Annotated in this window: 19 protein-coding genes; 7 read left to right on the forward strand and 12 right to left on the reverse strand. The window is 50.9% G+C overall.

What is annotated here, in order from left to right; genetic code table 11:
• The first annotated feature begins 836 nt into the window (after nt 1–836).
• From rbsD to BZG75_RS07765, 7 genes are all read left to right on the forward strand, one after another.
• Complete coding sequence (rbsD, locus tag BZG75_RS07735; RefSeq protein WP_077576639.1) at nt 837–1,256, forward strand: D-ribose pyranase; 420 nt, start codon at nt 837–839, stop codon at nt 1,254–1,256.
• A gap of 23 nt (nt 1,257–1,279) precedes the next feature.
• Nucleotides 1,280–2,785: a ribose ABC transporter ATP-binding protein RbsA gene (gene rbsA / locus BZG75_RS07740; protein WP_077576640.1), complete on the forward strand. Its 1,506-nt coding sequence runs from the start codon at nt 1,280–1,282 to the stop codon at nt 2,783–2,785.
• Nucleotides 2,782–3,771, forward strand: coding sequence for a ribose ABC transporter permease (rbsC, locus tag BZG75_RS07745; protein ID WP_021023174.1), 990 nt, complete (start codon nt 2,782–2,784; stop codon nt 3,769–3,771). The genes rbsA and rbsC overlap by 4 nt, the downstream gene beginning before the upstream one ends.
• A 147-nt stretch (nt 3,772–3,918) precedes the next feature.
• Nucleotides 3,919–4,812, forward strand: a complete 894-nt coding sequence (gene rbsB / locus BZG75_RS07750; protein ID WP_077576641.1) for a ribose ABC transporter substrate-binding protein RbsB — start codon at nt 3,919–3,921, stop codon at nt 4,810–4,812.
• A gap of 86 nt (nt 4,813–4,898) precedes the next feature.
• Nucleotides 4,899–5,828, forward strand: coding sequence for a ribokinase (gene rbsK, locus BZG75_RS07755; protein WP_077576642.1), 930 nt, complete (start codon nt 4,899–4,901; stop codon nt 5,826–5,828).
• Nucleotides 5,829–5,862: 34 nt separating this feature from the next.
• Nucleotides 5,863–6,867 carry a substrate-binding domain-containing protein gene (locus BZG75_RS07760; protein WP_077576643.1) on the forward strand — a complete coding sequence of 335 codons (1,005 nt, stop codon included), beginning with the start codon at nt 5,863–5,865 and terminating at the stop codon, nt 6,865–6,867.
• Nucleotides 6,868–7,065: 198 nt separating this feature from the next.
• A complete protein-coding gene (locus BZG75_RS07765; RefSeq protein WP_077576677.1) occupies nt 7,066–7,734 on the forward strand; it encodes a TIGR01621 family pseudouridine synthase in 669 nt (222 codons plus the stop codon).
• On the opposite strand, the gene gspS2 is transcribed toward BZG75_RS07765, so the two are convergent.
• From gspS2 to BZG75_RS07825, 12 genes are all read right to left on the reverse strand, one after another.
• Nucleotides 7,727–8,104 carry a type II secretion system pilot lipoprotein GspS-beta gene (gspS2, locus tag BZG75_RS07770; RefSeq protein ID WP_077576644.1) on the reverse strand — a complete coding sequence of 126 codons (378 nt, stop codon included), beginning with the start codon at nt 8,102–8,104 and terminating at the stop codon, nt 7,727–7,729. The two genes, BZG75_RS07765 and gspS2, sit on opposite strands and share 8 nt — an antisense overlap.
• Nucleotides 8,104–8,415 (reverse strand): YciI family protein, encoded by a 312-nt coding sequence (locus tag BZG75_RS07775; protein ID WP_077576645.1) that lies wholly within the window; start codon nt 8,413–8,415, stop codon nt 8,104–8,106. The genes gspS2 and BZG75_RS07775 overlap by 1 nt, the downstream gene beginning before the upstream one ends.
• A 378-nt stretch (nt 8,416–8,793) precedes the next feature.
• Complete coding sequence (locus tag BZG75_RS07780; RefSeq protein ID WP_077576646.1) at nt 8,794–9,744, reverse strand: transposase; 951 nt, start codon at nt 9,742–9,744, stop codon at nt 8,794–8,796.
• Nucleotides 9,745–10,009: 265 nt separating this feature from the next.
• Nucleotides 10,010–10,777: a tRNA isopentenyl-2-thiomethyl-A-37 hydroxylase MiaE gene (gene miaE / locus BZG75_RS07785; RefSeq protein ID WP_077461204.1), complete on the reverse strand. Its 768-nt coding sequence runs from the start codon at nt 10,775–10,777 to the stop codon at nt 10,010–10,012.
• A 109-nt stretch (nt 10,778–10,886) separates the two neighbouring features.
• Nucleotides 10,887–12,851 carry a beta-N-acetylhexosaminidase gene (locus BZG75_RS07790; protein ID WP_077576647.1) on the reverse strand — a complete coding sequence of 655 codons (1,965 nt, stop codon included), beginning with the start codon at nt 12,849–12,851 and terminating at the stop codon, nt 10,887–10,889.
• On the reverse strand, nt 12,851–14,935 hold the full coding sequence (locus tag BZG75_RS07795) for a glycoside hydrolase family 9 protein (RefSeq protein WP_158009971.1): 2,085 nt from the start codon (nt 14,933–14,935) through the stop codon (nt 12,851–12,853). The genes BZG75_RS07790 and BZG75_RS07795 overlap by 1 nt, the downstream gene beginning before the upstream one ends.
• A 20-nt stretch (nt 14,936–14,955) precedes the next feature.
• Nucleotides 14,956–15,951 (reverse strand): ABC transporter ATP-binding protein, encoded by a 996-nt coding sequence (locus BZG75_RS07800; RefSeq protein ID WP_077461206.1) that lies wholly within the window; start codon nt 15,949–15,951, stop codon nt 14,956–14,958.
• Between the two features lie 27 nt (nt 15,952–15,978).
• The gene (locus tag BZG75_RS07805; protein ID WP_077461207.1) at nt 15,979–16,968 is read right to left on the reverse strand and encodes an ABC transporter ATP-binding protein; all 990 of its coding nucleotides are present in this window, start codon (nt 16,966–16,968) and stop codon (nt 15,979–15,981) included.
• The gene (locus tag BZG75_RS07810) at nt 16,965–17,993 is read right to left on the reverse strand and encodes an ABC transporter permease (protein WP_077461208.1); all 1,029 of its coding nucleotides are present in this window, start codon (nt 17,991–17,993) and stop codon (nt 16,965–16,967) included. Before BZG75_RS07810 ends, BZG75_RS07805 begins: the two co-directional genes overlap by 4 nt.
• Nucleotides 17,990–18,982: an ABC transporter permease gene (locus BZG75_RS07815; protein WP_025673154.1), complete on the reverse strand. Its 993-nt coding sequence runs from the start codon at nt 18,980–18,982 to the stop codon at nt 17,990–17,992. Before BZG75_RS07815 ends, BZG75_RS07810 begins: the two co-directional genes overlap by 4 nt.
• Before the next feature lie 83 nt (nt 18,983–19,065).
• Nucleotides 19,066–20,754, reverse strand: a complete 1,689-nt coding sequence (locus BZG75_RS07820; protein ID WP_077461209.1) for an ABC transporter substrate-binding protein — start codon at nt 20,752–20,754, stop codon at nt 19,066–19,068.
• Nucleotides 20,755–21,433: 679 nt separating this feature from the next.
• Complete coding sequence (locus BZG75_RS07825) at nt 21,434–24,841, reverse strand: hybrid sensor histidine kinase/response regulator (RefSeq protein ID WP_077576679.1); 3,408 nt, start codon at nt 24,839–24,841, stop codon at nt 21,434–21,436.
• Nucleotides 24,842–25,087: the final 246 nt, after the last annotated feature.

Here is a 25,087-nt window from a genome sequence, read left to right on the forward strand (position 1 = left end):
GCTTGAGATATAACCCGGATATCCAGGTACAATATCAGCGCCTAATGGAAAACGGTAAAAGTAAAATGCAGGCTTTAGGAGCTGGAATGCGCAAGCTGGTACAGATTTGTTTTGGTGTTGTAAAACATCAAAGCGAATACCACCCGCAAGTGGTTACATAACCCTTTACGGATGGTTCGGAGAGATGGTATCTACGCCAATGGTGCCATTGATGCTTGTCTAGTCTACGTATGATTTGGAAAAGGGAGTACGGAGAAGAGCGAGAAGCAGTGCCTAGGCCCTTTATCTACAGCACCTGTCACGATCGGTGGTAAATTTAACACCGGCGCCAACTTTGGCTTTAATGTCGGAGGCGCGCGGTTTACATTGAATTAATATTTTCACATCGCACTGGCGCTTGTCCGACCTACGCCTGGTTTTTATTTCGGTGGTGCCATTGGTGCTTGTCCGACCTAGGCTTGATTCGGGATCTTGAAAAAGGAGCGCTTCGCTTACAGGATACGCAGAAGAGCGGGGACAGGCACTATACGCTTTTTCCGTATTCCGTATTCCGTCCCCTAGGCTCTTTCTAGTCTCTAGTCTCTAGTCTCTATCTCTCCCAACCCCCTAGTGTGATCTTCCCCTCTCTTTGCTAGTGACTGCGATATCAATAGTCGATCTGCTTCACACCTGTGTATCTTGCTTATGGTGAATTTTATATCGCCGTTTATTATTTATTTAATATCGAAACGTTTCGATGGCGTGTTTTCTGCGAGAAAGCGCGATAAAAGAAGGCGTATCCGCGTTGAGTGGGGTGTAAGCGCTGAATGATCCAATCGAGAGTGAGAAGGTGATGAATGAATAAGCATGGTTTGCTCCATCCAAAGCTCGCACAGCTGGTTACGCAAGTGGGACATACCGATGAGTTTACGGTGTGTGATGCGGGGCTTCCGATCCCAAGCTCGGTGTCGCGCATTGATTTGGCGCTGACTGATGGCGTGCCGAGCTTTATGCAGACGGTCGAGGCGGTGTTAACGCACGCTTGCATTGAATCTGTAGTGATTGCAGAAGAGCTCGCAGTGGTGAGCCCAGCGCTGCACCAAGCGTTGCTTGGGCGATTAGAACAAGAAAATGCTGCACGCCAACAGCCGATAGGGGTGACCACTATCAGCCACGAGGCATTTAAAGCACGTACGGCGCAGAGCCAAGCGGTGGTGCGCACCGGTGAATGTACGCCTTATGCCAATGTGATTTTTCAAGCCGGTGTCACCTTTTAGGTGGGCCTAAGCGAGTAACCACGATGACGCAACCTATCTTACAGCTCAGCCAAGTCGTAAAAACCTTTCCTGGGGTTCGCGCCCTCGATGAGGCAAGCTTGAATGTGTATCCCGGCCAAGTGATGGCGTTATTGGGCGAGAACGGCGCGGGAAAATCCACCTTGATGAAGGTGTTAACCGGGATTTATCGCGCCGATAGCGGTGAGGTGAATTACCAAGGCACACCTGTCTCGTTTAAAGGGCCACGCGATTCGCAGCAAGCGGGGATCAGTATTATTCACCAAGAGCTGAATTTGATCCCAGAGCTGACCATTGCCGAAAACATTTTTCTGGGTCGTGAATTTACTAATCGTTTTGGCAAGATTGACTGGGTCAAAATGGTTGAAGAGGCGGATAAGCTGCTGGCGCGGTTAAATGTCAATGCGCGCGGTTCGACGCCTCTGGGGAGCATTAGCCTGGGCGAGCAGCAGATGGTGGAAATTGCTAAAGCACTGTCGTTTGAGTCGCAGGTGATCATTATGGATGAACCGACCGATGCGCTGACCGACACCGAGACGGCTTCGCTGTTTGCGGTGATCAATGAGTTACGTGCGCAGGGCTGCGGCATTGTGTATATCTCACACCGTTTAAAAGAAATTTTTGAGATTTGCGATCGGATCACCGTGTTACGCGACGGCAAGTTTATTGGTGAGTGTGCCGTCAGTGATACCGATGAAGACGGCCTGATTGAAATGATGGTGGGCCGTAAACTTGCCGAACAATACCCGCGAAGCGACGTCGCCCCTGATGGGATAAGCCTTGAGGTGGAAAATGTCAGCGGCCACGGGGTGGAAGCGGTGAGTTTTCAGCTGCACCGCAGTGAAATTCTGGGTGTATCGGGCCTGATGGGCGCCGGGCGCACGGAGTTAATGAAAATTATCTATGGCGCCATGCCGCGTGAAGCCGGCGTTATTCGGCTTGATGGCAAGGTGATTAATCCGGTCAGTCCGCAAGATGCACTGGCCAATGGCATTGCTTATATCTCTGAAGACCGCAAAGGCGAGGGCTTGGTGCTGGGGTTATCGGTGAAAGACAACATGTCACTCAGCGCGCTCGATAAGCTCACCCATTGGGGCAAAATTCAGCCGCGCGATGAAGTGATGGCGGTGGATGATTTTATTCGTCTTTTTAATATTAAAACCCCGCATCGTGGTCAAATTATTGGCAACTTGTCGGGCGGTAACCAGCAAAAAGTGGCGATCGCCAAAGGGCTGATGACCAAGCCGAAAGTGCTGATTTTGGATGAGCCGACGCGTGGTGTCGATGTGGGCGCCAAAAAAGAAATTTACCAGTTAATTAATCAATTTAAAGCCGAGGGCATGAGCATCATCTTGGTGTCGTCAGAAATGCCCGAAGTGCTTGGCATGAGTGATCGCATCTTAGTGATGCACGAAGGCCGCGTGTGCGGTGAATTTGGTGCCAAGGACGCTAACCAAGAAACTCTGCTTGCCTGTGCGGTAGGCAAAGATGCCAATGAGGATGCAGCATGAGCTCAAATGCAGTCAATAAGTCCCAGCCGTCAGAGGATGGACGCAAACCTATGTTCAGCAAAGCCTGGTTAATTGAGCAAAAATCACTGATCGCCTTGTTGGCGCTGATCGTGGTGATGTCATTTTTAAACAGCAACTTTTTCATGGTCGATAACCTGCTCAATATCCTGCGCCAAACCTCGGTGAACGCGATTATCGCGGTGGGGATGACGCTGGTGATTTTAACCGCGGGTATCGATTTGAGCGTCGGCTCGGTGCTGGCATTGTGCGGTGCCTTTGCCGCGAGTCTGATAGCAGTCGAAGTGCCGGTGTTGATCGCAGTGCCCACCGCTTTGTTTGCCGGCGCAGCAATTGGTGCCATGACTGGTGTGGTGGTGGCTAAAGGCAAGGTGCAGGCGTTTATTGCCACCTTGGTCGCAATGACGCTCTATCGTGGCGTGACCATGGTGTATACCGATGGTCGCCCCATTTCCGCGGGCTTTACTGAAACGGCGGACGCCTTTGCATGGTTTGGGACCGGTTATTTATTGGGTATTCCCGTGCCCGTGTGGCTGATGGCCATCGTCTTTATCGGTGCCTGGTACTTGCTTAATCATACCCGCTTTGGCCGTTATATCTACGCACTCGGTGGCAACGAGTCAGCGGCGCGTCTGTCTGGCATCAATGTCGATCGGATTAAAATCGGTGTTTACAGCCTTTGCGGCATGCTTGCCGCGCTGGCGGGGATCATCGTTACTTCACGTCTGTCCTCTGGCCAACCGACTGCTGGCACTGGCTATGAGCTTGACGCGATTGCGGCGGTGGTACTGGGCGGCACCAGCCTCATGGGAGGTAAAGGCAAGATCATGGGCACGCTGATTGGTGCGCTGATTATCGGCTTTTTGAACAACGCCCTTAACCTGCTGGACGTGTCGTCTTACTACCAAATGATTGCCAAAGCCGTGGTGATTTTACTCGCCGTGCTGGTGGATAACAAAAACAAATAGCTTGTTGGGACAGGTAGCTTGTTGGGACAGGCACTTTAGCTTGTCGGGACAGATAGCTTGTCGGATAGCTTGTCGGGACAGACACTTTTATTTCTGTTTGATTAGCAATTAAAAACAATACCCTACAAACACAAAAGGACTGAACGCATGAAAAAACTGACTACTTTGATTACCACCGCGCTTTTGTCGTCAACGCTTAGCATCAGTGCGCAGGCGGAAGATAGAATGGCGATCGTGGTCTCAACCTTAAACAACCCATTTTTTGTCACCATGAAAGAAGGCGCGGAGCAAAAAGCGCAAGATCTTGGCTATGAGCTGTTGGTGCTCGATTCGCAAAACGACGCCAGTAAAGAGCTGTCGAATGTGGAGGATTTAACCATTCGTGGTGTGAAAGCCATCTTGATTAATCCCACTGATTCGGATGCAGTCTCGAATGCAATTCGTATTGCTAATCGCGCTGACATTCCGGTGATTACGCTAGACCGTGGCGCCAGCCGTGGGGAGGTGGTGAGCCATATTGCCTCTGATAACGCGCAAGGCAGTAAAATGGCGGCGGAATTTATCATGGGTAAAGTCGGTGAGCGTGCCAAAGTGATCCAGCTTGAGGGCATTGCCGGTACGTCGGCAGCGCGTGAGCGGGGTGAAGGCTTTATGGATGCGATTGAAGGTACGGATGTAGAGTTACTGGCCAGTCAGCCAGCGGATTTTGACCGTACCAAAGGTCTGAATGTGATGGAGAACTTGCTTGCTGCGTATCCAGAGGTGCAGGCGGTGTTTGCACAAAACGATGAAATGGCGTTTGGCGCGTTGCGTGCGGTGCAGGCATCAGGCAAAGATGTCACCATTGTGGGCTTTGATGGCACTAAAGATGGCATTGCTGCAGTAGAACGTGGCCACTTGGCAGCGACTATCGCTCAGCAGCCGGGTATGATTGGTGAGCTCGGTGTTGAAACGGCGGATAAAGTGCTGAAAGGCGAGTCAGTCGACAGCTATATTCCGGTACCGCTTAAAGTGATCAGTCAAGAAACGATCGCTGAATAAGGGTCGCACGGGAAGATACAATAATAAGCACCGTCTGGCCCAGTGTGTTGGACGGTGCGCGATTGATTGAACGGTAAGGAAGGGTAATGAGTCCATTAGTTGTGCTCGGCAGTGTTAATGCCGATCATGTTTTACGCGTCTCCAGTTTTCCGCGTCCCGGAGAGACATTACACGGTCGAGATTATGCGGTGATTGCGGGTGGCAAAGGCGCAAATCAAGCGGTGGCGGCGGTGCGTTGCGGTGCGGATGTCGCCTTTATTGCCAGTGTGGGGGACGATGCCTTTGGCCAGCAGATTCGTCAGTGTTATGCGCAAGAGGGGATGGATATCAGTGCGATGAAGGTACAGGCGAATACGCCGAGCGGGATTGCGATGATTCAAGTCACTGATCAAGGTGAGAACAGTATCGCGTTATCGGCGGAGGCCAATGCGGCGCTGACAGCGGAGGCCATTACCGCCGATCTCGATACGATAGCCCAAGCCGATTACTTGTTGATGCAGTTAGAAACGCCGATGTGCGGGATTGAAAAAGCGGCTTTTCATGCCAAAGCGTCAAATACCCAAGTGGTGCTTAATCCGGCCCCTGCGGCTTCTTTGAGCAATGCGCTCTTGGCGGCGGTCGACATTATCACGCCGAATGAAACAGAAGCACAAAGTCTGACGGGTATTGTGGTGACAGATTCTGAGAGTGCGCAAGCGGCATCAAATGTGCTGCACCAAAAAGGGATTGAGACAGTGCTGATCACTATGGGTAAACAGGGCGTGTGGCTGAGTGACAAAGCGCGAAAGGAAGGGAGATTAATCCCGGGTTTTGTTGTCGATGCTGTGGATACCACCGCCGCTGGCGATACCTTTAATGGCGCACTCGTCACTGGATTGATAGAGGGACAGACACTTGATCAGGCGATTCGGTTTGCGCATGCCGCGGCCGCTTTATCCGTCACTCAGCGCGGCGCACAAACGTCGATTCCCTCGCGCGTGGATATCGATGCGTTTTTAGCCCATCAAGATGCCTAATCTTCATTTCAACCTTGGTAGCGGAGCGCGATAAATGGCGACCATGAAAGATATAGCCAAACGGGCGGGCGTGTCGACGTCGACGGTCAGTCATGTGATTAACAACACCCGCTATGTCAGTGAGACGATTGCTGAGAAGGTTAACCAAGCTGCGAAAGAGCTCAACTACTATGCTCCCTCGGCATTGGCGCGCAGTTTAAAAGTCAATCGTACTAAAACGTTTGGCATGCTGGTGACAACCTCTACCAACCCGTTTTTTGGTGAAGTGGTAAAAGGCGTCGAGCGCAGTTGTTACCACAATGGTTACAGTTTGATTCTGTGCAACACGGAAGGTGATGCTGAACGCATGCGTGCCTCGATTGATACGCTGCTGCAAAAGCGGGTCGATGGCTTGATTTTGATGTGCTCCACCTTGGAAGGGGAGCGGATTGAAGGCTTTGATCGTTATCCGGATATTCCTGTGGTGGTGATGGATTGGGGGCCGATTGATTTTGCCTGCGATAAAATCCAAGACAATTCCTATCAAGGCGGCTATTTAGCGACCCAGCACTTGATTGATTGTGGTCACCGCCAGATTGGCTGCATCAGTGGGCCTCTTGTTAGGTATCAAGCGCAAATGCGTTTTCAAGGCTTTAAAGATGCACTGCGCGATGCTGGACTTGCTGAAAATCCACATTGGATGGTGGAAGCGGACTTTGAGTGTGAAGGCGGCTATCAAGGTTTGCAGGCGATTGCTGAGTGTGGATCCTTACCCACCGCCATTTTTGCAGGCAATGACATGATGGCGATGGGCGCGATCAATGCTGCTAACGCGCTAGGGATTTGCGTACCCGATGATCTCTCTATTATTGGATATGATGATATTCACTTGGCTAAATTTATCTCGCCCTCCCTGACTACCATTCACCAGCCCAAATATCGTCTCGGTCAAGCAGCGGTCGAAACGCTTCTTAGTAAACTTGATGCCCCTAATAGTGAAAGCCAAACGGTGCAGCTAGAGCCAACGCTGGTGGTGCGCGAGAGCGTGAAGCGGGTTTAGCTACCAGGGACAGGCACTTTTAAGCAGCAGCTACTGCAGCTACCAGGGACAGGGGCTATCGGGGACAGACACTTTAAGCTAACGGGAACTAACGGTAGGGAACTAACGGGACAGGCACTTTTATGATTGCTCTAGCGGGCTGAGGGGGAAGTCGTTATGATGCCTGTCCTCAATGGCCAACCGGTAAATCCCTTCGTTATGTTTTCAATTGTCGACCAAAACCAACACTTTGTGGTGATCAATAAGCACCATGGCGTTAGCGTGCAAAAAGAGATCGATGAAGCGGCACTGTTGCCTGCGGTCGCGGCGTATATTGGGGTTGAGAAGGTCTACCTTGTACATCGTTTAGATAAGATGACGTCGGGCTTGCTGCTGCTGGCAACGTCCTCTCATGCGGCGTCTGTCCTCTCAGGATTGTTCGCGTCACGCGAGATAGAAAAGTGCTATTTGGCATTAAGTGCGAAAAAGCCGCGTAAGAAACAGGGATTGATTGTCGGCGATATGGGTAAAGGTCGGCGAGGCAGTTGGAAGTTGCTTGCCAGCAAAGATAACCCTGCGAGGACGCGTTTTATCTCTATTGCAGGCGGTGAGGGGAAACGCCTTTTTCTCTGTCGGCCTTACACGGGTAAAACCCATCAAATTCGCGTGGCGATGAAAAGTATTGGCTCACCGCTTATCGGTGATGATTACTATGGCGGCGAGCCTGCCGATCGTGGCTACTTACACGCTTATGGGCTGCAATTTACCTGTCGTTTTGCCGACGACCAACCGGATAAGCACTACAGCTATGTGCTGCCCCCGAGCCAAGGCGAGTTGTGGCCTACTTTACCTGTGGAGTGGGAGCAGCCTTGGTGCTTAATTAGCTAGCACAGCTGGGTGCATTGATAGCGTTATTGAGGATTTGTCGGCCGCGGGTATCGCGAACCAAAATGGTATAGCTGATACCACTGTCTAACATACTGCGTATGTCGCTATCTTGGCAATAACGACGTTTTAAACCGGAAAAGAGCTCTCCTGGTGCTTTTTTGGCATTCTTATCCAGAAGCGTCAGCTCGATGATGGCATCTTGCGCACGTGCTCGAACCAGTGAGTAGCCTTCAATATCCATCGGCAGTAGCTGTGCAATCATGTCTGCACGTTGGATTGCGGCTTCTGCGGCTTGGTCATGCTGGGGGCTGCTACATGCACTGAGCACTAGCCCCAGGCAGGCCATCATCAGTATTTTTACATATCGCATTAGGCTGGGTCCTGCGGAAGCACTTTTTTGAACGGTTTTACGGTCACTTCAGCATAAACGCCAGCGGCTACATAAGGGTCTTTGTCGGCCCATGCCTTTGCGGCTGATAGTGACTCAAACCAGGCAATAACGGTCGAGCCCGTAAACCCAGCTTCGCCTGGCTCGTCGCTGTCAACGGCAGGGTTTGGCCCGGCAATCATCAAGCGGTTTTCTTTTTCCAGTTGGTGTAAGCGTTCAAGGTGTGCGTCACGCGCTTGCTTGCGTAGCGGTAGGCTGTTCTCGAAGTCTTGTGAATAAATGAGATACCACATCGTTGTTGTCCTTGATAGATGTTAATAGCCACTAGGATACAGAGTCCAGATTTCTGAGTACAGTGTATTAGTGAGTGTATTAGGGGGACAGGTACTTAAGCATCTAAAGTGTCTGTCCCCCCAACAAGCTAGAATCAAACCTGAATATCCCTTTACCTTCCTGTTACTGGAAGGCTTATTCTTCTGGGAAAACGGTCAGGAGATAATATGGGGTGCTGCAATCAGTCCCCAGAAGGTGGGTCCAAAGGGCTAAAGCCGCTCTTAAAAGCGGTAGGTATTTTGTTCGTGTTTATAATGGTGCTGGCTTATTGGGTAGGGTAGATTTTCAGGCTAGTATGACGATTCCTTTACGCATTGATGCGTGTTTTAGTGCTAGCCTCAACGATTTGGGATCATGACGCCTGTCATGCGTTTTAGGCCCAGTGTCGGTAATACGGCTTGGATACTCGACAGTGAGCCCACAACATTTCCGCACTCTAAATGATCGCATGTGGCCAACCAGGTTTCACTCGACATATTCAGCTGTGTGAGTAGGGGAGGCCGCTGATTTGAGCCCGCGTCTTGTCCCTTGTAGCAGGTCCATTCAACAAGTGCTAAATAGTCCATTAGCCGAAACGGAATGCCGTCGGGCATAGATTTCCTCGGATTTCCTGCAAAGGCGAATAAGCCTGCTGGGGTCGCTTTGTTTTGCTCGAGTGATTCAAGTCGCTTTTTTATCGATGTGTAATTCGAATGCTTGGGCTGTTTGGCGATACCTGCTCTCACGGGGTTTAAATCGACATAGGCCATTGCCGCAGCCAGAGCTTTGTCATCCAACAAGGCCTGACTTTTAAAGCGTCCCTCCCAAAAATGCCCCGTGCATTGATCTTCTCGGTTCGCTTGCGCTGAAATATATTGATTGAGCAGCTTCATAAACCAACTGACAGACATCAAACGCTCGCGCCAGCTCTCAATGATCCGACAGCACGCTTTGTACTCCGATTTGGAGAGAGATTCTCCCTGACGAAAACGTTGGATGAGTACTGGAGCCTGGTGAAAGGCTAGCCAGCGGTCGATAACGTCGGTATTTGTCAGGGATTGGGCGGCTTTTGCATTGATATTTAGGACAACGTGATAATGATTGCTCATAATGGCGTAAGCGCAGATATCGATGCAAAAAGCTTTGGCTAGTGTAAGTAAACGCGTTTCTATCCATGCGCGACGATGCTCATAGCTTTTTTGCGATTGAGCGTCATAGCCACACAGGAAAGAGCGGCGCACGCAGCGTGAGACGCAATGATAATAGGGTGTGGCTGCTAGGTTCACTAAAGATGCGCGAGCTTTAGTCATCGTCAGTCCCTTTTGGTAGATGGGTGTATGTAAAAGGTACTGTATAAATAAACAGTTATCATCTTTTCTGGCCTGGTTTTTCGTGACAGTACAAGAAATACTGTAACTGTGAGATTGGTTAGTTACTAAAGGCGTCTGTCCCGATTAGTAAACAACGAGGACAAGCGGGCTATAAAGCAAACTACCAGGACAGTCACCAAGAGGTGTTTGTATCCGGCGAAAACTAAAAGTGCCTGTCCCCACAAAGAGAAGCTGCCATAAGAAGTTAGGCAGGGGCGCCGCTGTGAAAGCGGAATTGGCTGTCGGGCGCTTGGATCAACTCTGCTTCGCGCTCGCCGATGGTTTGGATACGGTCGCGAATGTCTTCGCCGGCGATGGTTTCTGCGAGCGTCAGGTAATCTTGATAATGGCGTGCTTCCGAGCGCAGTAGCGAGATGTAGAACTTTTGTAGTTCATCATCGAGGTGTGGGGCGACTTTGGCAAAGCGCTCGCAGGAGCGTGCTTCAATGTAGGCGCCAATAATCAGTTTATCGACCAAGGTTGCCGGTTCGTGAGTACGTGCCGCGCGCATTAATCCTTTGGCGTAGCGACCTGCTTCTAACGGTTGATAAGGAATACCGCGTGCGTCCATGATTTCAATCACTTGCTCAAAGTGATGAAACTCTTCTTTGATTAACCGGACCATTTTATCAATCAAGGCTTGGCCGTGGGCAAACCCCGCTTTAGGGGTTAAAGGCGCACTGAGACCGTTTTTGCGCGCGTGGAAGATCCCATCGCGAATGCGGCGATAAACAAAGTCTTCATAGGGTTTGGCCCATGCCAGCAGTTGCTCGCCACTCGCCGCGTCAACCGCATATTTACGGATCAACCACATCGCGGTTTGGCTGGCTTTTAATTCGCAGTTTGCGTGATCGCGCAAAAGAATCGATTGATTGTCAGGCTGAATGGCCGCGTCAATCCAACTGTCGGGGGTTTGACAGTGCAGAAAACCATGAATAGGGGTGAGTAGGGTATTAATTTCTTGGCGTAGCATGCCGAAAACACTCTCAGACTGACAACAATGGCTGGGCATTATAAACAGATGGGATGCGAGCGCAAAGAGCTGGCAGCGCAGGAAGCACTGCCAGGTGGGCGAATTCGGCCTACTTGTTCGATGCCCAAGGGGAACGGTATTGAATACCGAACTTGTCTAAACGCGGTAATTGCGCTTTGAGTCTGGCCAGATAATCGAGCCAGTCACGGCGCTCACTGTGGCTCCAGGCCGCTTCCGCAATGGCGGTAAGCCTTGGAAACACCATGTAATCGAGCCTGTCCTGATTGGTGATCAGTTCACTCCAGAGTGCACATTGTACGCCTAGCATATGCTCACGGGCGGGATCGTCACTGGCGAGGCTTGCAAGCGGCTCATATTGGTAGGCTTTTTCTAGTGGCGTGACGCCCGCCCAGTCGAGACCGGGCTCGGTGGCAGCATAATCTTGCACCATATCGAGATAGGTCGCCTGACCGGGGGTCAAAATCACATCAAAACCATGCTGCGCACAATGCAGTGCGGCATCTTCGCTTTGCCATGAATAGATCACGGTGTTTTTGCTGACTTTATCGCCGTGCTGCACTTCTTCCCAGCCAACCATACGTTTGCCCAAGGCGCGAAGCTTTTGCTCAGCATAGGTCAGTATTTGTCCCTGTAGCGAAGCGGTCGTTTCTCCGTTCATGCGTCTGTCCCGATAAATTTGGCTATCCGTCCATACTCCGTCAGGGACTTCATCGGCACCAATATGAACCCATGAGGCGGGGAAAAGCTCGGCGACTTCACTTAATACCGTATCTAAAAATCGATACGTGCCATCAAGGGCTGGCGATAATACGTTATCGGTATAGTGCTGTACGCTGCGGTAAGTCGAGCGATCGTCGGCATCGTGTAGCCAATCAGGCAGTGCTTTGATGGCTGCGCGACAGTGACCGGGAATATCAATTTCTGGAATGACGGTAATACCGCGGGCTGCGGCGTATTCAATCACGTCACGTACGTCTTCTTGGCGATAATAACCTTCGTGACGTTCTGCAATGTGACTGAACTGCGGAGCAAGGCGGGTATTGGGGCCGCGTTGACTCCCATAGCGCGTCAATTCAGGCAGGGCTTTAATCTCCAGTCGCCAGCCTTCATCGTCGGTTAAATGCCAGTGAAAGGTATTGAACTTAAAATAGGCTAACTGGTTAATCAGTCGCTTTACCGTGTCGACTGAATGAAAATGGCGTGCACAATCGAGCATCATTCCTCGGTAAGCGAAGCGTGGTACATCGCTGATTTTGATTGCTGGTATTCGAAGCTGTGTGTCTTGCTCTTGGCAAAGTTGCAACAGCGAGGCGCAGCCGTGAATAAACCCGCGCTCAGCACAGGCTTGGATAACCACGCCTTGGTCGGTGACGGTGAGCTGATAGGCCTCATCACGGTGTGTGATATCTCGAAGTGCAGAGTCGGGTAAAGGCCGTAAGATAATGGCATGATCGCCAGTGACCGCATCTTGGTGGCGTGGGTCGAGTGCAATATCAGCTTGCGGATACATGCGAACCCATTCGTTGCTTAGCCACTGCGCGGCGGGAAGCGCCTGTGAATCCACCGCGATTAACGGTGTTGTGGGTGAAAGCGTAAAGTATCCTGGCTGGTGGCGCACCGATTTGGGCACCGGAATAATGGCGTGCTCGGCGGGATGAACATCTGGAATCGTTGATCGTGTGGTATGAGTGTGTGCCAAGTTAATGGGAGTGAGCATCACTGAATATTGCTCGCCATTGGCATAGAGCAGTGCATCTTTAAAGCCCGCACAAAGAAACCGTAATGGTGGCGTGTGGGCATCAAACTCGATGTATAAGCTTTGATTGGCATCGAGAGTTTGATGCGCCGGTGTAATGACGCAATAGCTGCCAACTTGCTCAATACTGCCTTGTGACAGGGTATTGGGGTTGATGAAGCGATCAAACAATACCGCAATGGACAGCGCTTCCAACGAACGGTCGGTGAGATTATGCAAGGTTAACCCCATTCGGCTGCGCGGCGGGGTGTCATTGGGATACTCGTTGATCACACTAAGATCGAGGCGGTAAGTCATCACGCGTTCTCCTTGTTCGAGTGGCCGTTGCCAACCAGCGTTTGCGCACTGATGGCGAGCATAAACCAGCTTGCATGTGGCAACCACTGCTCGCCCCATCGCCAGTTTTGCGCCATATCATCGCAATATGGCGCGGGGTTGAATGCAATCTGTGTTTCATTCTCCATCCCTGCGGTAATGCCATTGCAGATCCCCCCTTTGGCATTAAAAAAGCCCAAGTGCGGTAGGTAATCTGGATTGTTGTGGCCATGTCCATCGAGCATACAGATATCAAATGGGTTTAAACCGAGGATCCAATTAAGCGCCCGTTGGCTAAAGGTGTGGAGGGCCGCATTCAGCGCATCGTCTTGAATATGGCGCGTGGCATGACACGCAAAGGTTGCCAGGGATCCCAAGCGTGCATTCTCGCCTTGCCACCAATAGCCGGTTTCATTGTGGTGAGGAATAAAGTGACGCACCTGTTTAACGCCATCGACGGGTTTGACGTACTGACGTGGATACGCGAATGGATTATCGGCGGTTTGTGTTAGGCTCAGCTCAAACTGGCAGGCGCGTTCCAATGCTGTTTGTGCGATAGCTTGGTGGTGAGGATCGGTCTCTATATCGAGATAGCGAACTAATGCTAAGCCGGGCAGACCGGCATCAGCGGCATGGTAAAACGGGCGGCCGCCATCAGCATTTGCTGACCAATAATACTGGCAAGTATCATCACTGCGCTGCCGCGCGACCAGCTTTGTCATCCAGCCTCGAGCCTCGCTCAAGAAGGGACAGTCACCGTTCGCACTAATGTGTCTGTCCCCAGAACCTAAAGGTGCCTGTCCCGTTAAATAAGCGTGACTGTCCCCGGTAGGTTGAAAGGTGCCTGTCCCCGGTAGGTTACTGTCCCCGGTAGGTTGCTCCTCGGTAGATTGCCGAGTGGCGTGATGCAACTCACATGCGGCGAGAAGGGCGCAGGTTTCGTCAATAATATTGGGGTCACCGTCATCAAGGTAGTGATGGTTATGTTCAACCAAATGCCAGTAGCCACGAATGGCAGCGTCTAAATAGCGTGCTTGTTGGTCAGGCTCTGAGCAAAGTGAGGCTCTGCTTGCGGCGGCAAGGGCTGCAATCGCCATGCCGCCGCCTTGACGAAAGCCGGCTTGGTAAGCTTCACTCATCACCCCATCTTGCGTCGCGTAAGCGCAAAGGGTGCGGCGCTCCGGATCTTTCGACCATTGATCAAACACCGTCATGTAAAAAAAGCCACTGGGGTGTTGCATACGGAGAAGAAAGTCGGCGCCGTGTTTCGCTTCATCAGCTAAGCGTGTGCGCATAAACGCAGACAGCGTGTCCGAGCTAAATTGGCTGGCAAGATCGGCCAGCCCCCAAGCCAACAGCGGGATTTGTTGCGGATTAAAGTAATTGGCATAGGAAAGGTGGCTCAGGTATTTGCTCACATCCCCAGAGGCATCGTACCAACCGCCGGATACATCCACACGTTCATCAGAGCCAAATACCTTAGCGTGCTGATCCGCGTGTTCATAGATACCGCTACACCGCTGCGATTTAAAGTAATGCAGCAGGTCGGAAAACGTGGTGTGAAACAGGCAATCATCTCGGATCTCAAACGGATGCGAATATACCGGTGTGTCTGTTAATAGCACGAGTTGATAGCGTCCGCGATGCGCAAAGGCAGAAAAATCGAGGATATAAGCCGTGCCCATCTGCCAGTTGTTTAACTGTGTTCCTTGGTGTAATTCAAACTGCGCGACCACTTTATCGAGTGATACTGTGTCTGTCCCACGAACAAAAGTGTCTGTCCCCGTAAATTTTAAAGTGCCTGTCCCGGTAAAATTGTTTGCACTTTCTGCGGCCTCGTTAAAGTGTCTGTCCCCGGAAGAAAAGTGCCTGTCCCCGGAAGAGGAGGCAGTTTTATCGGCAGTGCTAAATGTGCCTGTCCCCTTAAGAAATGTGCCTGTCCCCTTAAGAGGGGGCAGGGCAATCAGTGCTACGGGCGTGCCGGTGAGAAGGTCGCTGTCACTGACGATTACCGCGTATTTGTCACCGTGTAACGAGTAGCCAATGTGATTGGTCAGCACTTGCATGATGGTATCCTTATTGGTCGCTATTGCTCGTACAAATAGCAGCGCACGTAGTGGTTGTCGGCGAGCTTGGTCACGCCGGGTAGCTGTTCGGTGCATTTAGCGGTGGCATGCGGGCAGCGGCCGGAAAAAGGGCAGCCGACGGAATCTGGTGTCCACAGTGGGATCTCACCCTTGTTGCCCTTTAGTTCCTCGTGAATGGATTTGCTGGGGTCGGGTACGGCTGAGACCAATAACTGGGTGTAAGGATGTTGAGGGCGATGAATAATCTCTTCGGTGTCCCCCCATTCGACCATATGGCCGACGTACATCACTGCCAAGTCTTCGGCAATGTAACGCGCGGTGGCAATATCATGGGTGATGTAGAGCAGCGACATTTGCTTCTCCACTTTCATCTCTTCCATGAGGTTAAGCACGCCGGCACGAATCGACACATCCAGCATCGAGGTGGGTTCGTCGGCGAGTACCACTTCCGCGCCTACGGCGATGTTACGCGCTAGGTTTATCCTCTGACGTTGGCCGCCCGACAGCTGGTGGGGGAATTTCTCCGCCGTTTCTTTGGCCGGAGTGAGGCCCACTTGCTCGAGCAGCTCGAACACCCTTTCTTTCAATTGGGCTTTGTCGCGCTTGGCGACTTTTTTGTGGATCAATAACGGACGCGCAATATGGTGAAACACATTATGCGTGGGATTGAGCGAGCCAAAAGGGTCTTGCCAGACCATTTGCAGGCCTTCGCGATAGCGCATCAGCTCATCACGTTTTTTAATGGTGGTGATATCGCGTCCCCGGTATTCAATGCAGCCGTCGGTCGGGGCGTACATTTTGGCGATCATTTTCGCGGTGGTTGATTTGCCCGAGCCTGATTCACCCACCACCGCAAGTCCACGGCCTTTGTACATTTTGAACGAGACATCATTGATCGCTCGCATCATGGGTTGTTTAAGGGCATGGCTATTAATAGGGAAATCTTTCACCACGTTTTTACCTTCAACCAGCAGTTCTCCAAGACCTGTACTCATCACTGACTTCCTCACATTGGCACGATATTAGACTTTTTGTTGGGCGATCGGCTCGCCGTCGTATAGGTGGCAGTTGGAATAACGGCCTGGTTCGATTTGGCGCAGCACGGTTTGGGTGGTTCGACACTGTTCATGCACTTGCGCGCAACGTGCTTGAAAGCGGCAGCCGGTCGGGATTTCGAGTAAGTTGAGCGGATTACCTGGGATACCCACCAGTTGGCGCTTGGGCCCGGTGAGTGAGGGGAATGAGCTGCCCAGCCCTTCGGTGTAGGGGTGATAGGGATTGGTAAGTACTTGTTTGGACGGCGCGACTTCAATCAGCTCACCGGAATACATGATCCCTATCCGGTCGGAAAACTCGACCATGAGCGATAAGTCATGGGTGATAAACAGAATCGAAAAGCCAAACTCTTCTTTTAACGCGTAGATTTTTTGTAAGATCTCGCGCTGCACCACCACATCTAATGCGGTGGTGGGCTCATCCATGATGATCATTTTCGGGTTGAGGGCCAGTGCAATGGCAATCACCAAGCGCTGACGCATCCCGCCCGAAAACTGGTGCGGATAATCGGTCAGTCGGCTGGGGTGAATATCGACAATTTCCAGCAAGCCTTGCGCCCGATTGACCGCTTGTTTACGGGTCATATTGGTGTGACGCATTAATACATCGCAAAATTGATCTTCAAGCGTCAGCACGGGATTGAGGGCATTCATGGCGCTTTGAAACACCATCGACATTTCTCGCCAACGAAAATCACGCATGCGGGCATCGCTATAGTTGAGGATATTCTCGCCGTTAAATAGCACTTCGCCGCCGGTGATAAATGCGGGTGGCTTATGCAGACGCATCAGCGAAAAGGCAACGGTGGATTTACCGCATCCCGATTCGCCAGCCAGGCCAAATACTTCACCGGGGGCAATGTCAAAACTGACGTGATCGCAGGCTCGTACATCACCGGCATCGGTAATGTAGTCCACGCACAGATCACGGATTGAGATAAGTGGGGTGCGACTCATGATTTATCTCCACTGATCAGCATGTGTTCGGCAACGGGATTCTCGTCTCGGGCTTTCTTCTCTTGCTGGTTAAGTTTTTTCCAGCGCTTCATCCCTTTTTGCGCACGTAATTGTGGGTTGGCTATTTCATCCACTGCGAAGTTAAGCAACGCAAGGCCTGTCACCAGTAAGGTCAGTGCGATACAAGGTGCGAGCAGCTCCCACCACGCGCCAATCAGCATGGACGAAGAGGTTTGTACGTTGTAGAGCATGATCCCCCAGCTGATGGTGTTGGGATCGCCAAGGCCTAAGAAGGAAATAATTGACTCCATGGCAATGGCATACATCACTGAGCCAATAAAGCTGGCGCCGACAATGGGCACGAGGTTAGGCAAGATCTCGACAAAGGTGATGCGAAAGCGCGACTCGCCCAGCACTTCAGCGGCTTTCACGAACTCTTTTTCGCGCAGGGCAAGGGTTTGTGAGCGAACCACCCGTGCTCCCCACGCCCAGGAGGTACAGCCAATAATGATGGCGATCGTCAGCGGCCCGGCTTCGCCGATAAACGCGGCGAGCACGAACAAGAGTGGGTATTGCGGGATCACCAACATGATGTTCATCGCGGCGGTGAGTACATCGTCAACCCAACCGCCTAAATAGCCGGCGGTAATGCCAATTAAGGTGGCGAGCACACACACGGTGATCCCGGCGCCAAAACCGACTGCCAGTGAAACGCGAGCACCATGGAGTAACTGGGACCAGACATCGCGGCCCATACGGGTGGTGCCGAGGGCATGCTCCGCGTCTTTTGACATTAACAAGGTACGAGGATGGTCTGCTAAGTGGGTGGCGATCCAGCCATCTGGGTTGGCTTGTGCGGCTTTAACCACAAAGCTTGGGTATTCATGCGGGTTACCGGTGCGTTTATCAGGTGCATGCTGGCTTAGCAGTGGAGCGAATATCGCCATTAAGATAAATAAGCCGACAATGATGGAGCCCGCGCGCGCGATTTTGTTGCGCAGAATAAGCGTGAGGAGATCTTTCATGATTCTTTTCCTCCGGTTCGCAGGCGTGGGTCAAGCACTACGTACAGCATGTCAGCAATTAAGTTAAACGAGAGCATAAATAAGGTCATAATCAGCAGCTGGCCTTGCAGGACTTGGTAGTCTCGCGCGTTAATCGCATTCAAAAGCACCGAGCCAAGACCGGGATAGTTAAAAATAATTTCTACAATCAGCTGGCCACCGATGGCGATACCCAGCGACATCGACAGCGCAGTGACACTGGGCAAGAGCGCGTTACGGGCCGCGTAGTTGAAGACCACGCGGTTTTCGCTTAACCCTTTACCGCGCGCCATGGTGATGTAGTCTTCCGCCAGCAGATTAATCATGTTGTTGCGCATGTTGACCAAAAAGCCGCCTACTTGAATGATGGAGGCACAAAAAAGCGGGAGTACGGCGTGATAGGCCACATCTTTAATAAAGGTCCAACTGGTCCAGTCGGGCGTGACGCCTGGCGTGTAGGCGTATCCGGTCGGAAACCATTTCAACCCAATCGCGAAAATAAACAGCGCGAGCATCGCAATGACCACTTGCGGTACCGCTTGGATAATCAGCATGCCTGGGGTGATCATGGCATCGTATTTCCCGCCGCGTTTCCAGGCGGCAAAAATGCCCAAAATCGAGCCCAGTGAAAAAGAGAGCAGCACGGCACTGCCGGCGAGAAAGAGCGACCAGCCAAACGCTTTGCCCAGCAACTCGTTAACTGATAATGGATAAAATTGGATGGAGGTCCCTAAATCCCAGCTCAGCACGTTTTTCATATAGGTGAAATACTGCATATAGAGCGGGCCATCGACAAAGCCCAGCAGTTGTTTCATTGCCTCAATCCGCTCTGGGGTGACTTGCACCGAGGCGTTGGCAAACATCATGGTGACAGGATCACCGGGCATGGCTCGAGGAATAATAAAATTGAGTGTTGCTGCCACTAAAAGGGCAATCATGTAAAAAGTTAGCCGTCGGAAAAAATAACCCATAACCCACACCTTACACAGCGAAGTGGTGATGTTCGTGGCGTGAACACCGTGGAAAAGCGGGCGCACAATGCGCCCGATATTGGTTACTGAACGGGTTTAAGGTCCAGTACGTGGAGAAGACGCTCGGGAATGCCGGCCCAGATAGAGGGGCGACCTTTCGGATTGTCTTCGTTCCACCAACCGGTAAAGCGGGTTGTGTTGTATTGATACATTTGCGCGCCAGAAAGCACCGGAATGGTGACTTGATCCTTGGCGATAATCGCTTGAATTTGGTGAGCAATTTCCAGCTGCTCATCTTTATCCGCGGTTTTGTAGAAGCTGTCTAACAACTTGTCGAGCTCGGCATTTTGGTAGTAGTGCATCGCAAAACGTGGCATGCCATCGCCGTCTTGCAAGTTAGAGTTATACGCACTGTTCCAGTAAGTGTAAGGGTCGGCACCGTGGAAATAGTTGGTGTAGGCCACATCGTAATCGGCTTCGAGCATGGCTTGGTTATACACCGAGAAATCCGGGGTACGTGCTTTTGTTTTGATACCGGCATCGGCAAGTTGCTCAACCGCCAGTTGTACGGTGTTATTAAAGTCAGTCCAGCCATTGGGCGACTGAATTTCTAGCTCAAACGATTTGCCCGATGGTGTTTCAACAAAGCCATCACCGTCTTGATCTGTAAAGCCGGCTTCAGCGAGCAGGGCTTTGGCGCCGTCTAGATCGTAAGTATTGTATTGACGATATTTCTCATGCACTGCGTCGTCTGACCAGGCTTCAAAGGCATAGCCAAGGCCGGATGCAAAGTCATTCACCGTGCCTCCGCCATAAAAAGCGATATCAATGATGGTTTGACGGTCAATCGCCATCGAGAAAGCACGGCGAAAATCGACATTGGTCAGCGCTTCGCGCTTGGCAGGATCGGGGTCATTAAAGTTGACCATAAAGGCCTGAGTGCCGGCAGCCGGATACCAATAGTGATGGTTTGGATTGGCCGCGGCATAGGTGCGATCAATGTCAGGAATAAACGAGGACGTCCAGTCCATTTCGCTATTGATCACCTTACTTAAAAACTGATCGTTATTGGCAATCTGTGGCACACGCAGGCAATCGACGTCGAGATTATCATTATCCCAATAATGCGGGTTGCGGCACTGAATATAGAGTTGCGAGGTAAAGGTATCGACAGTGGTGAAGGGGCCTGACCCGACAGGATTCTCGTTGGTATATGAGGAGGGGTTGTCGATGTTTTTCCACACATGCTCAGGCACCACGGGGACTTTGACAATCTCATAAGGGACGTTCGAATTAGCTTCAGTGAGCTCAAAGCGGATGGTGTAATCATCGACTTTCTTCACATCGTCGATCCACTGGTTAATCCCCGATTGGTCGAGTTCTGGGTTCGCTTTGACCAAATCAAACGAATACACCACATCATCGGCGGTGTAGGCTTCACCGTCTGACCACTTCACCCCTTTACGTAGGGTAAAGATGACACTTTTCAAATCGTCTGCCATTTTGAAACCCGTCGCAATACGATAAACGGGCTCGTTGCCTTGTAGTTCATTAAAGACGACCAAAGGTTCATAGATAAAGTCGGTCGTCGTGTGAAGATAGGTCGATCCTAAATAGGGGTTAAAGTTACGGACGAAGGTATTGAATTCTTTGGGATGAATGGTGAGCTCACTGCGCTCAGCAGCACTTGCGGCAGCACTCATGCTTAACGCACCAATTATTGCAGAGGCAAGTAGGGTCTTGCTGGCAATTCTACTGTTACTCGAAAACATAGCCATTCCTTACTGTTGCTTTCAGTTCACGTGATGGATAGTGGTGAGCTCTTTAATGGACCGCCTGTGAGCTCAATGTTACCGGTTGCTAACGTTCCGCTGTGGTTGTCGTCATGGTGTTATTGCAAGAGGTCGGCCAGCAACTCCCTTCAATAAGCCCCAGTTGCCCCTTTGCTGCAACGGTCGAAATCGTTAAAACCGTAAAAACACCTTTAATCGCCGTTATTTTCGTTAAAATGAAGGGCTTGAGAAGACGATTTTCCATGCAGTTAGTCTCAAAACCGTGAAGCTCATCCTCAATAAACTAAACTTTAAATTATTTATTATCAATTATTTACAGTGTTATCAATTGATATATCGACCCATGTCACACACCTTCCTTCTCTTATTTCTCGTCGAAAAATTTATCTTTATTTTTGTTGTGATAAAGCGCGCACTTTCACTTTTAATCTTGGTTTAGATGGCTTTTAGCCATGCTGAAGAGGAAGATTCATAATGTTGTTTTGTGTCGATTATTAATTTAATAGGAGGGTGATAGTGAGGACAGGCACTTTATTGATTGTGGGGACAGGCACCTTATGACTAAGGTGCCTGTCCCCGTAAGAAAATATCTGTCCCCGGGACTTAAAGTGTCTGTCCCCGGAAGGGGAGGCACTTTATTGCGTTGGTGGGTGTGTTGTTAGTCGTCTAACAGTAGTTGGCGCAGTTGTTGGTAGTAAGATTCTAGCTGAGTGCGGGTAGTGCTACGTTTGTCGCAATGATCGAGGATAAAGCGAATGGAATTCAGCACAGTGCGCCACCTTGGCGTTTTGGGAAGGGTTTCTAGCAAGAGGTACTTGTCTAAAGTGCGCGTTTGTAAGCTGCTACGATCAAGGTATACGCGCCATAAGCCGCTTTGTTCGGCAAAGTCGAACTTGGTTTTGCCGGTGGCTTCTTCCCAGTAATCTAACCCTGCAATCATGGCTTCGACAATGAGCTGCCTACGGGTGTTGATTTTACTTTCTTGTTGATGTTCAGCTTTTTCTGCCAGCGCCTCAAACTCACCGCCCATGGCTTTTAATGCGTCCAGTTGGCGAATGTCGCCGCCTAATGCATACCCAGAGAGGGCTTCAATCGCACTTTCAAGGCTTTGTATACGGGTTTGAGAAACGGGGGCATCGTTGTTGATCACGTAGAGGCTGTCGATATCAGATTCTGCAGGAAAGCGTAACAACATGCCATCAAGGTGCTCAGGCGTTCCGTCAATAAAGGCGGTAAGTGGCCCTTGATAGCGTTCGCTATGTTGGGCGTGGTCGGGGGCGGTAACGAGTGCGTGGCCGTGCATGCGTTTTACGTCTTCTTTATCGCGCTTAAACAAGCGTGCTGCCGCTTCGTTGACGAACCTAACTTGGCCATCACGACTCATGCCGAGCATGGCTTCGGGCGCAAGAGACAGCTGTGAGATCAGCCAAGATTGTGTTTCGAGCAGGCTGGCTTGTTGTTGTGCGCTTTGCTCTAGTGCCTGTTCAAGGCGTTGATTTTCTTGGCGTCGCTGCTCAGCTTGACTTGCGGTTAGGTGGGTGGCAATCCGTGCGGCCAGCTCTCGTTTATCAAAGGGTTTACTGAGGTAATCATTCGCACCCACGCTAAAGCCATAGACCCTGTCATCCGGCTGGTTGAGTGCAGTGAGCATAATGATGGGAAGTGCGGCATGATCGAAGTGTGTCCTGAGTTGCTCGCAGACGTCAAAGCCACTCATTCCCGGCATCAGTACATCCAAAAGTACCAGATCTGGCGGTGTGGCGATCACGTTATCTATCGCAGTGCGGCCATCGCTGGCGGTTGAAACACGGTAGCCTTCCATGTGAAGAAAGCTGGTTAGGATTTGTTGATTGGTCGGCTCATCATCGACAACCATAATATGCAGCGCGTCTTCGGCTGGAGCGGGGACGCTGGCTTCAGCTGGGTGGGGGAAGTGTTGATCCGCGTCTAAGGGGTGGATATGCTCGGACATCGAGATATGCTGATCTGTCTCATCCGTCAATGCGGGCATTTCATGTGCTTTGGCAAGCGTGAAACTGAACGTGGTTCCGACCTGTGGTTGACTACTGACATAGAGTTGACCGCCCATCAGTTCAATCAGTTGTCGGCTAATCGATAGCCCTAGACCCGCACCGTGTTGATAGTGATAGTGGCCGCTTACTGCTTGGGCAAGCGGCTCAAAGACTCGGCTGAGTTGTTCGGCGGGGATCCCTTTGCCGGTATCAACCACTTGAACGCGAATACGGTCATCAATGGTATCGGCACTGATCACTATTTTGCCTGCATCGGTGAACTTGATCGCATTGCCAAGCAGATTGTACATAACTTGCTCGAGCCGTTGCGGATCGGCGTATACCCATACTGGCGAATCGCTCAGCTGGTTGATGATCTCCAAGGGTTTATCTTTTTTAAGGTGCTTGGCGAGTGAAAGGACCAATTGTGTCATTGCGTTAACATCGACAGGACATTGTTCGAGATCCAGTTGGCCATAACGCATTTTGTGATAATCGAGAAGATCATCAACCAGTTTTGCTAGCCGTTGACCACTGTTCACGATGATCGACAATTGGTATTGGTGATCGCGACTAATTGGGCCGTTCGCCCCATCAATCATTGCTTCTGCAATACCTATCATACCGTGTAGCGGCGTGCGTAGTTCATGTGACGTGGTGGCGAGGAACTCATCTTTTAGCGTGTTGGCCAACTGCAGCTCTTGGTTCTGAGCTTTGATGATGGTGAGGTTGGCTTCTAAGGTTTGATTTTGCTGTTGAATTAACTGGATTTTCTCGCGAATGGCATGACGCATGCGCGCAAAACTCACTGCTAGCCGACCCACTTCATCAGGCCGGCGTGTGTGATGGATTTGGGTGTCGAGATCACCGGCACTGACTTTTTCGGCGGCCCACGTCAGCTGAAGGAGCGGTCGAGTAATAAAGTTAGACACATAATGCGATGCAACGACCACGGCGAGGGTCGCGAGCAGCATAGCGACAATAAATAGCTGCTCTAATTGGTGGATCCGTGCAAACGCAACTTGCGTGGGTACCTCGGCGACGAGTCCCCACTTTAAACCATGGCTATCAATGGGGGTATAAGCGGCGAGTAATGTGTTGCCCGAGGGGCTTTGGTAACGGGTGACACCTGTGTTCCCCGCTAGCGCCTTGTCCATCACTGGCGTGCTGTTGGTGATTGCTTTAGAGGTTGCTGATTGCGCACGTACTTGGCCGTCTTTTCCCACCAATAAGGTTTGAATACCATTGGACTCTCTCGGTGCCATTAATGCGGCAAGGGCCTGGTTGGGTAGCCGAAACAGGGCATAACTATGAAGGTATCCTTGTTGAATAATCGGTGCACCTAGCCAAGCTACGGGTATCCCATCTTGCTCGGGTGAGAAATCTGAAATAACGACATGTGGCGTCGGGTCAAGTTTGCCTTGTATCTTTTGGCTGTGCTGTGTCAAGACTGAGAAGGTGTGCCCCAATGAGGTATCTCGGAATGGCCCTGTGATTAAATTGGTGCCGTAGTTGGCGTATTTTTTCACCGAGTAGGTGACGTTGCCTTGTTTATCGACGAGTAAAGCATCATCAAAATCCGTGCGTGCCAGTAACGCCTGATAAGCGCGATGATAGCGTTGATGGAGCAGCCGATAACGCTCAGTGGCTGAATAGTTGGGATCGTCTTTGGCGACAGGCGTTTTTATTTTGTTCCCTGACTCGGGAAGATAACGGCGTTGGGCGTATTGACGGGCTTGTTCAATGTCAGGGCGTAAGCGGCGAAATGCATCGATCAAACCATAAAAATGACCGCCACTGGCATAGGCTAGCTCAGAGGCCACAAAGCCTAGCACTTCGGCTTCTTGGGCATTCAAGTAATCATTGATTTGCTGCTGCTTACTGTCTCGAACCGATAAAAGGTGCGAGGTACTTTGCTTTTGCAGATCCTGGCTATAAGCATTTAAAAAAAACAATGCCACCAAAGTGAGTGGAAGAAGGCTTAATAACAAGAATGCCAGCATCAGGGTATGATGAAGGCGTTTAAATGGGTAGACAGCGAGAAACTTCTTCATAATAAACAGCATTTTCCCTACAGCACTTTAATAAAGGTTGTGGGTTCACTCGTCCTGTCTGAGTCAATGTTAACGTGAATAATCAGGCTTGAGGAACGCATCCTGTTACGACGTTACTGCGTTTTTTCGCTTTGACAAGGAAGTATCGATAGAAGCGTGTTGATTGACGCACTTTTCTATGTATCGCTGCAAGTGAGGGTAGGGTGACAGGTATTGCGTCGGCGGAATAAATCTAAAAAAAGGCCT

The sequence above is a fragment of the Salinivibrio sp. AR640 genome (genome assembly GCF_001995405.1).
Taxonomy (GTDB): Bacteria; Pseudomonadota; Gammaproteobacteria; order Enterobacterales; family Vibrionaceae; genus Salinivibrio; species Salinivibrio costicola.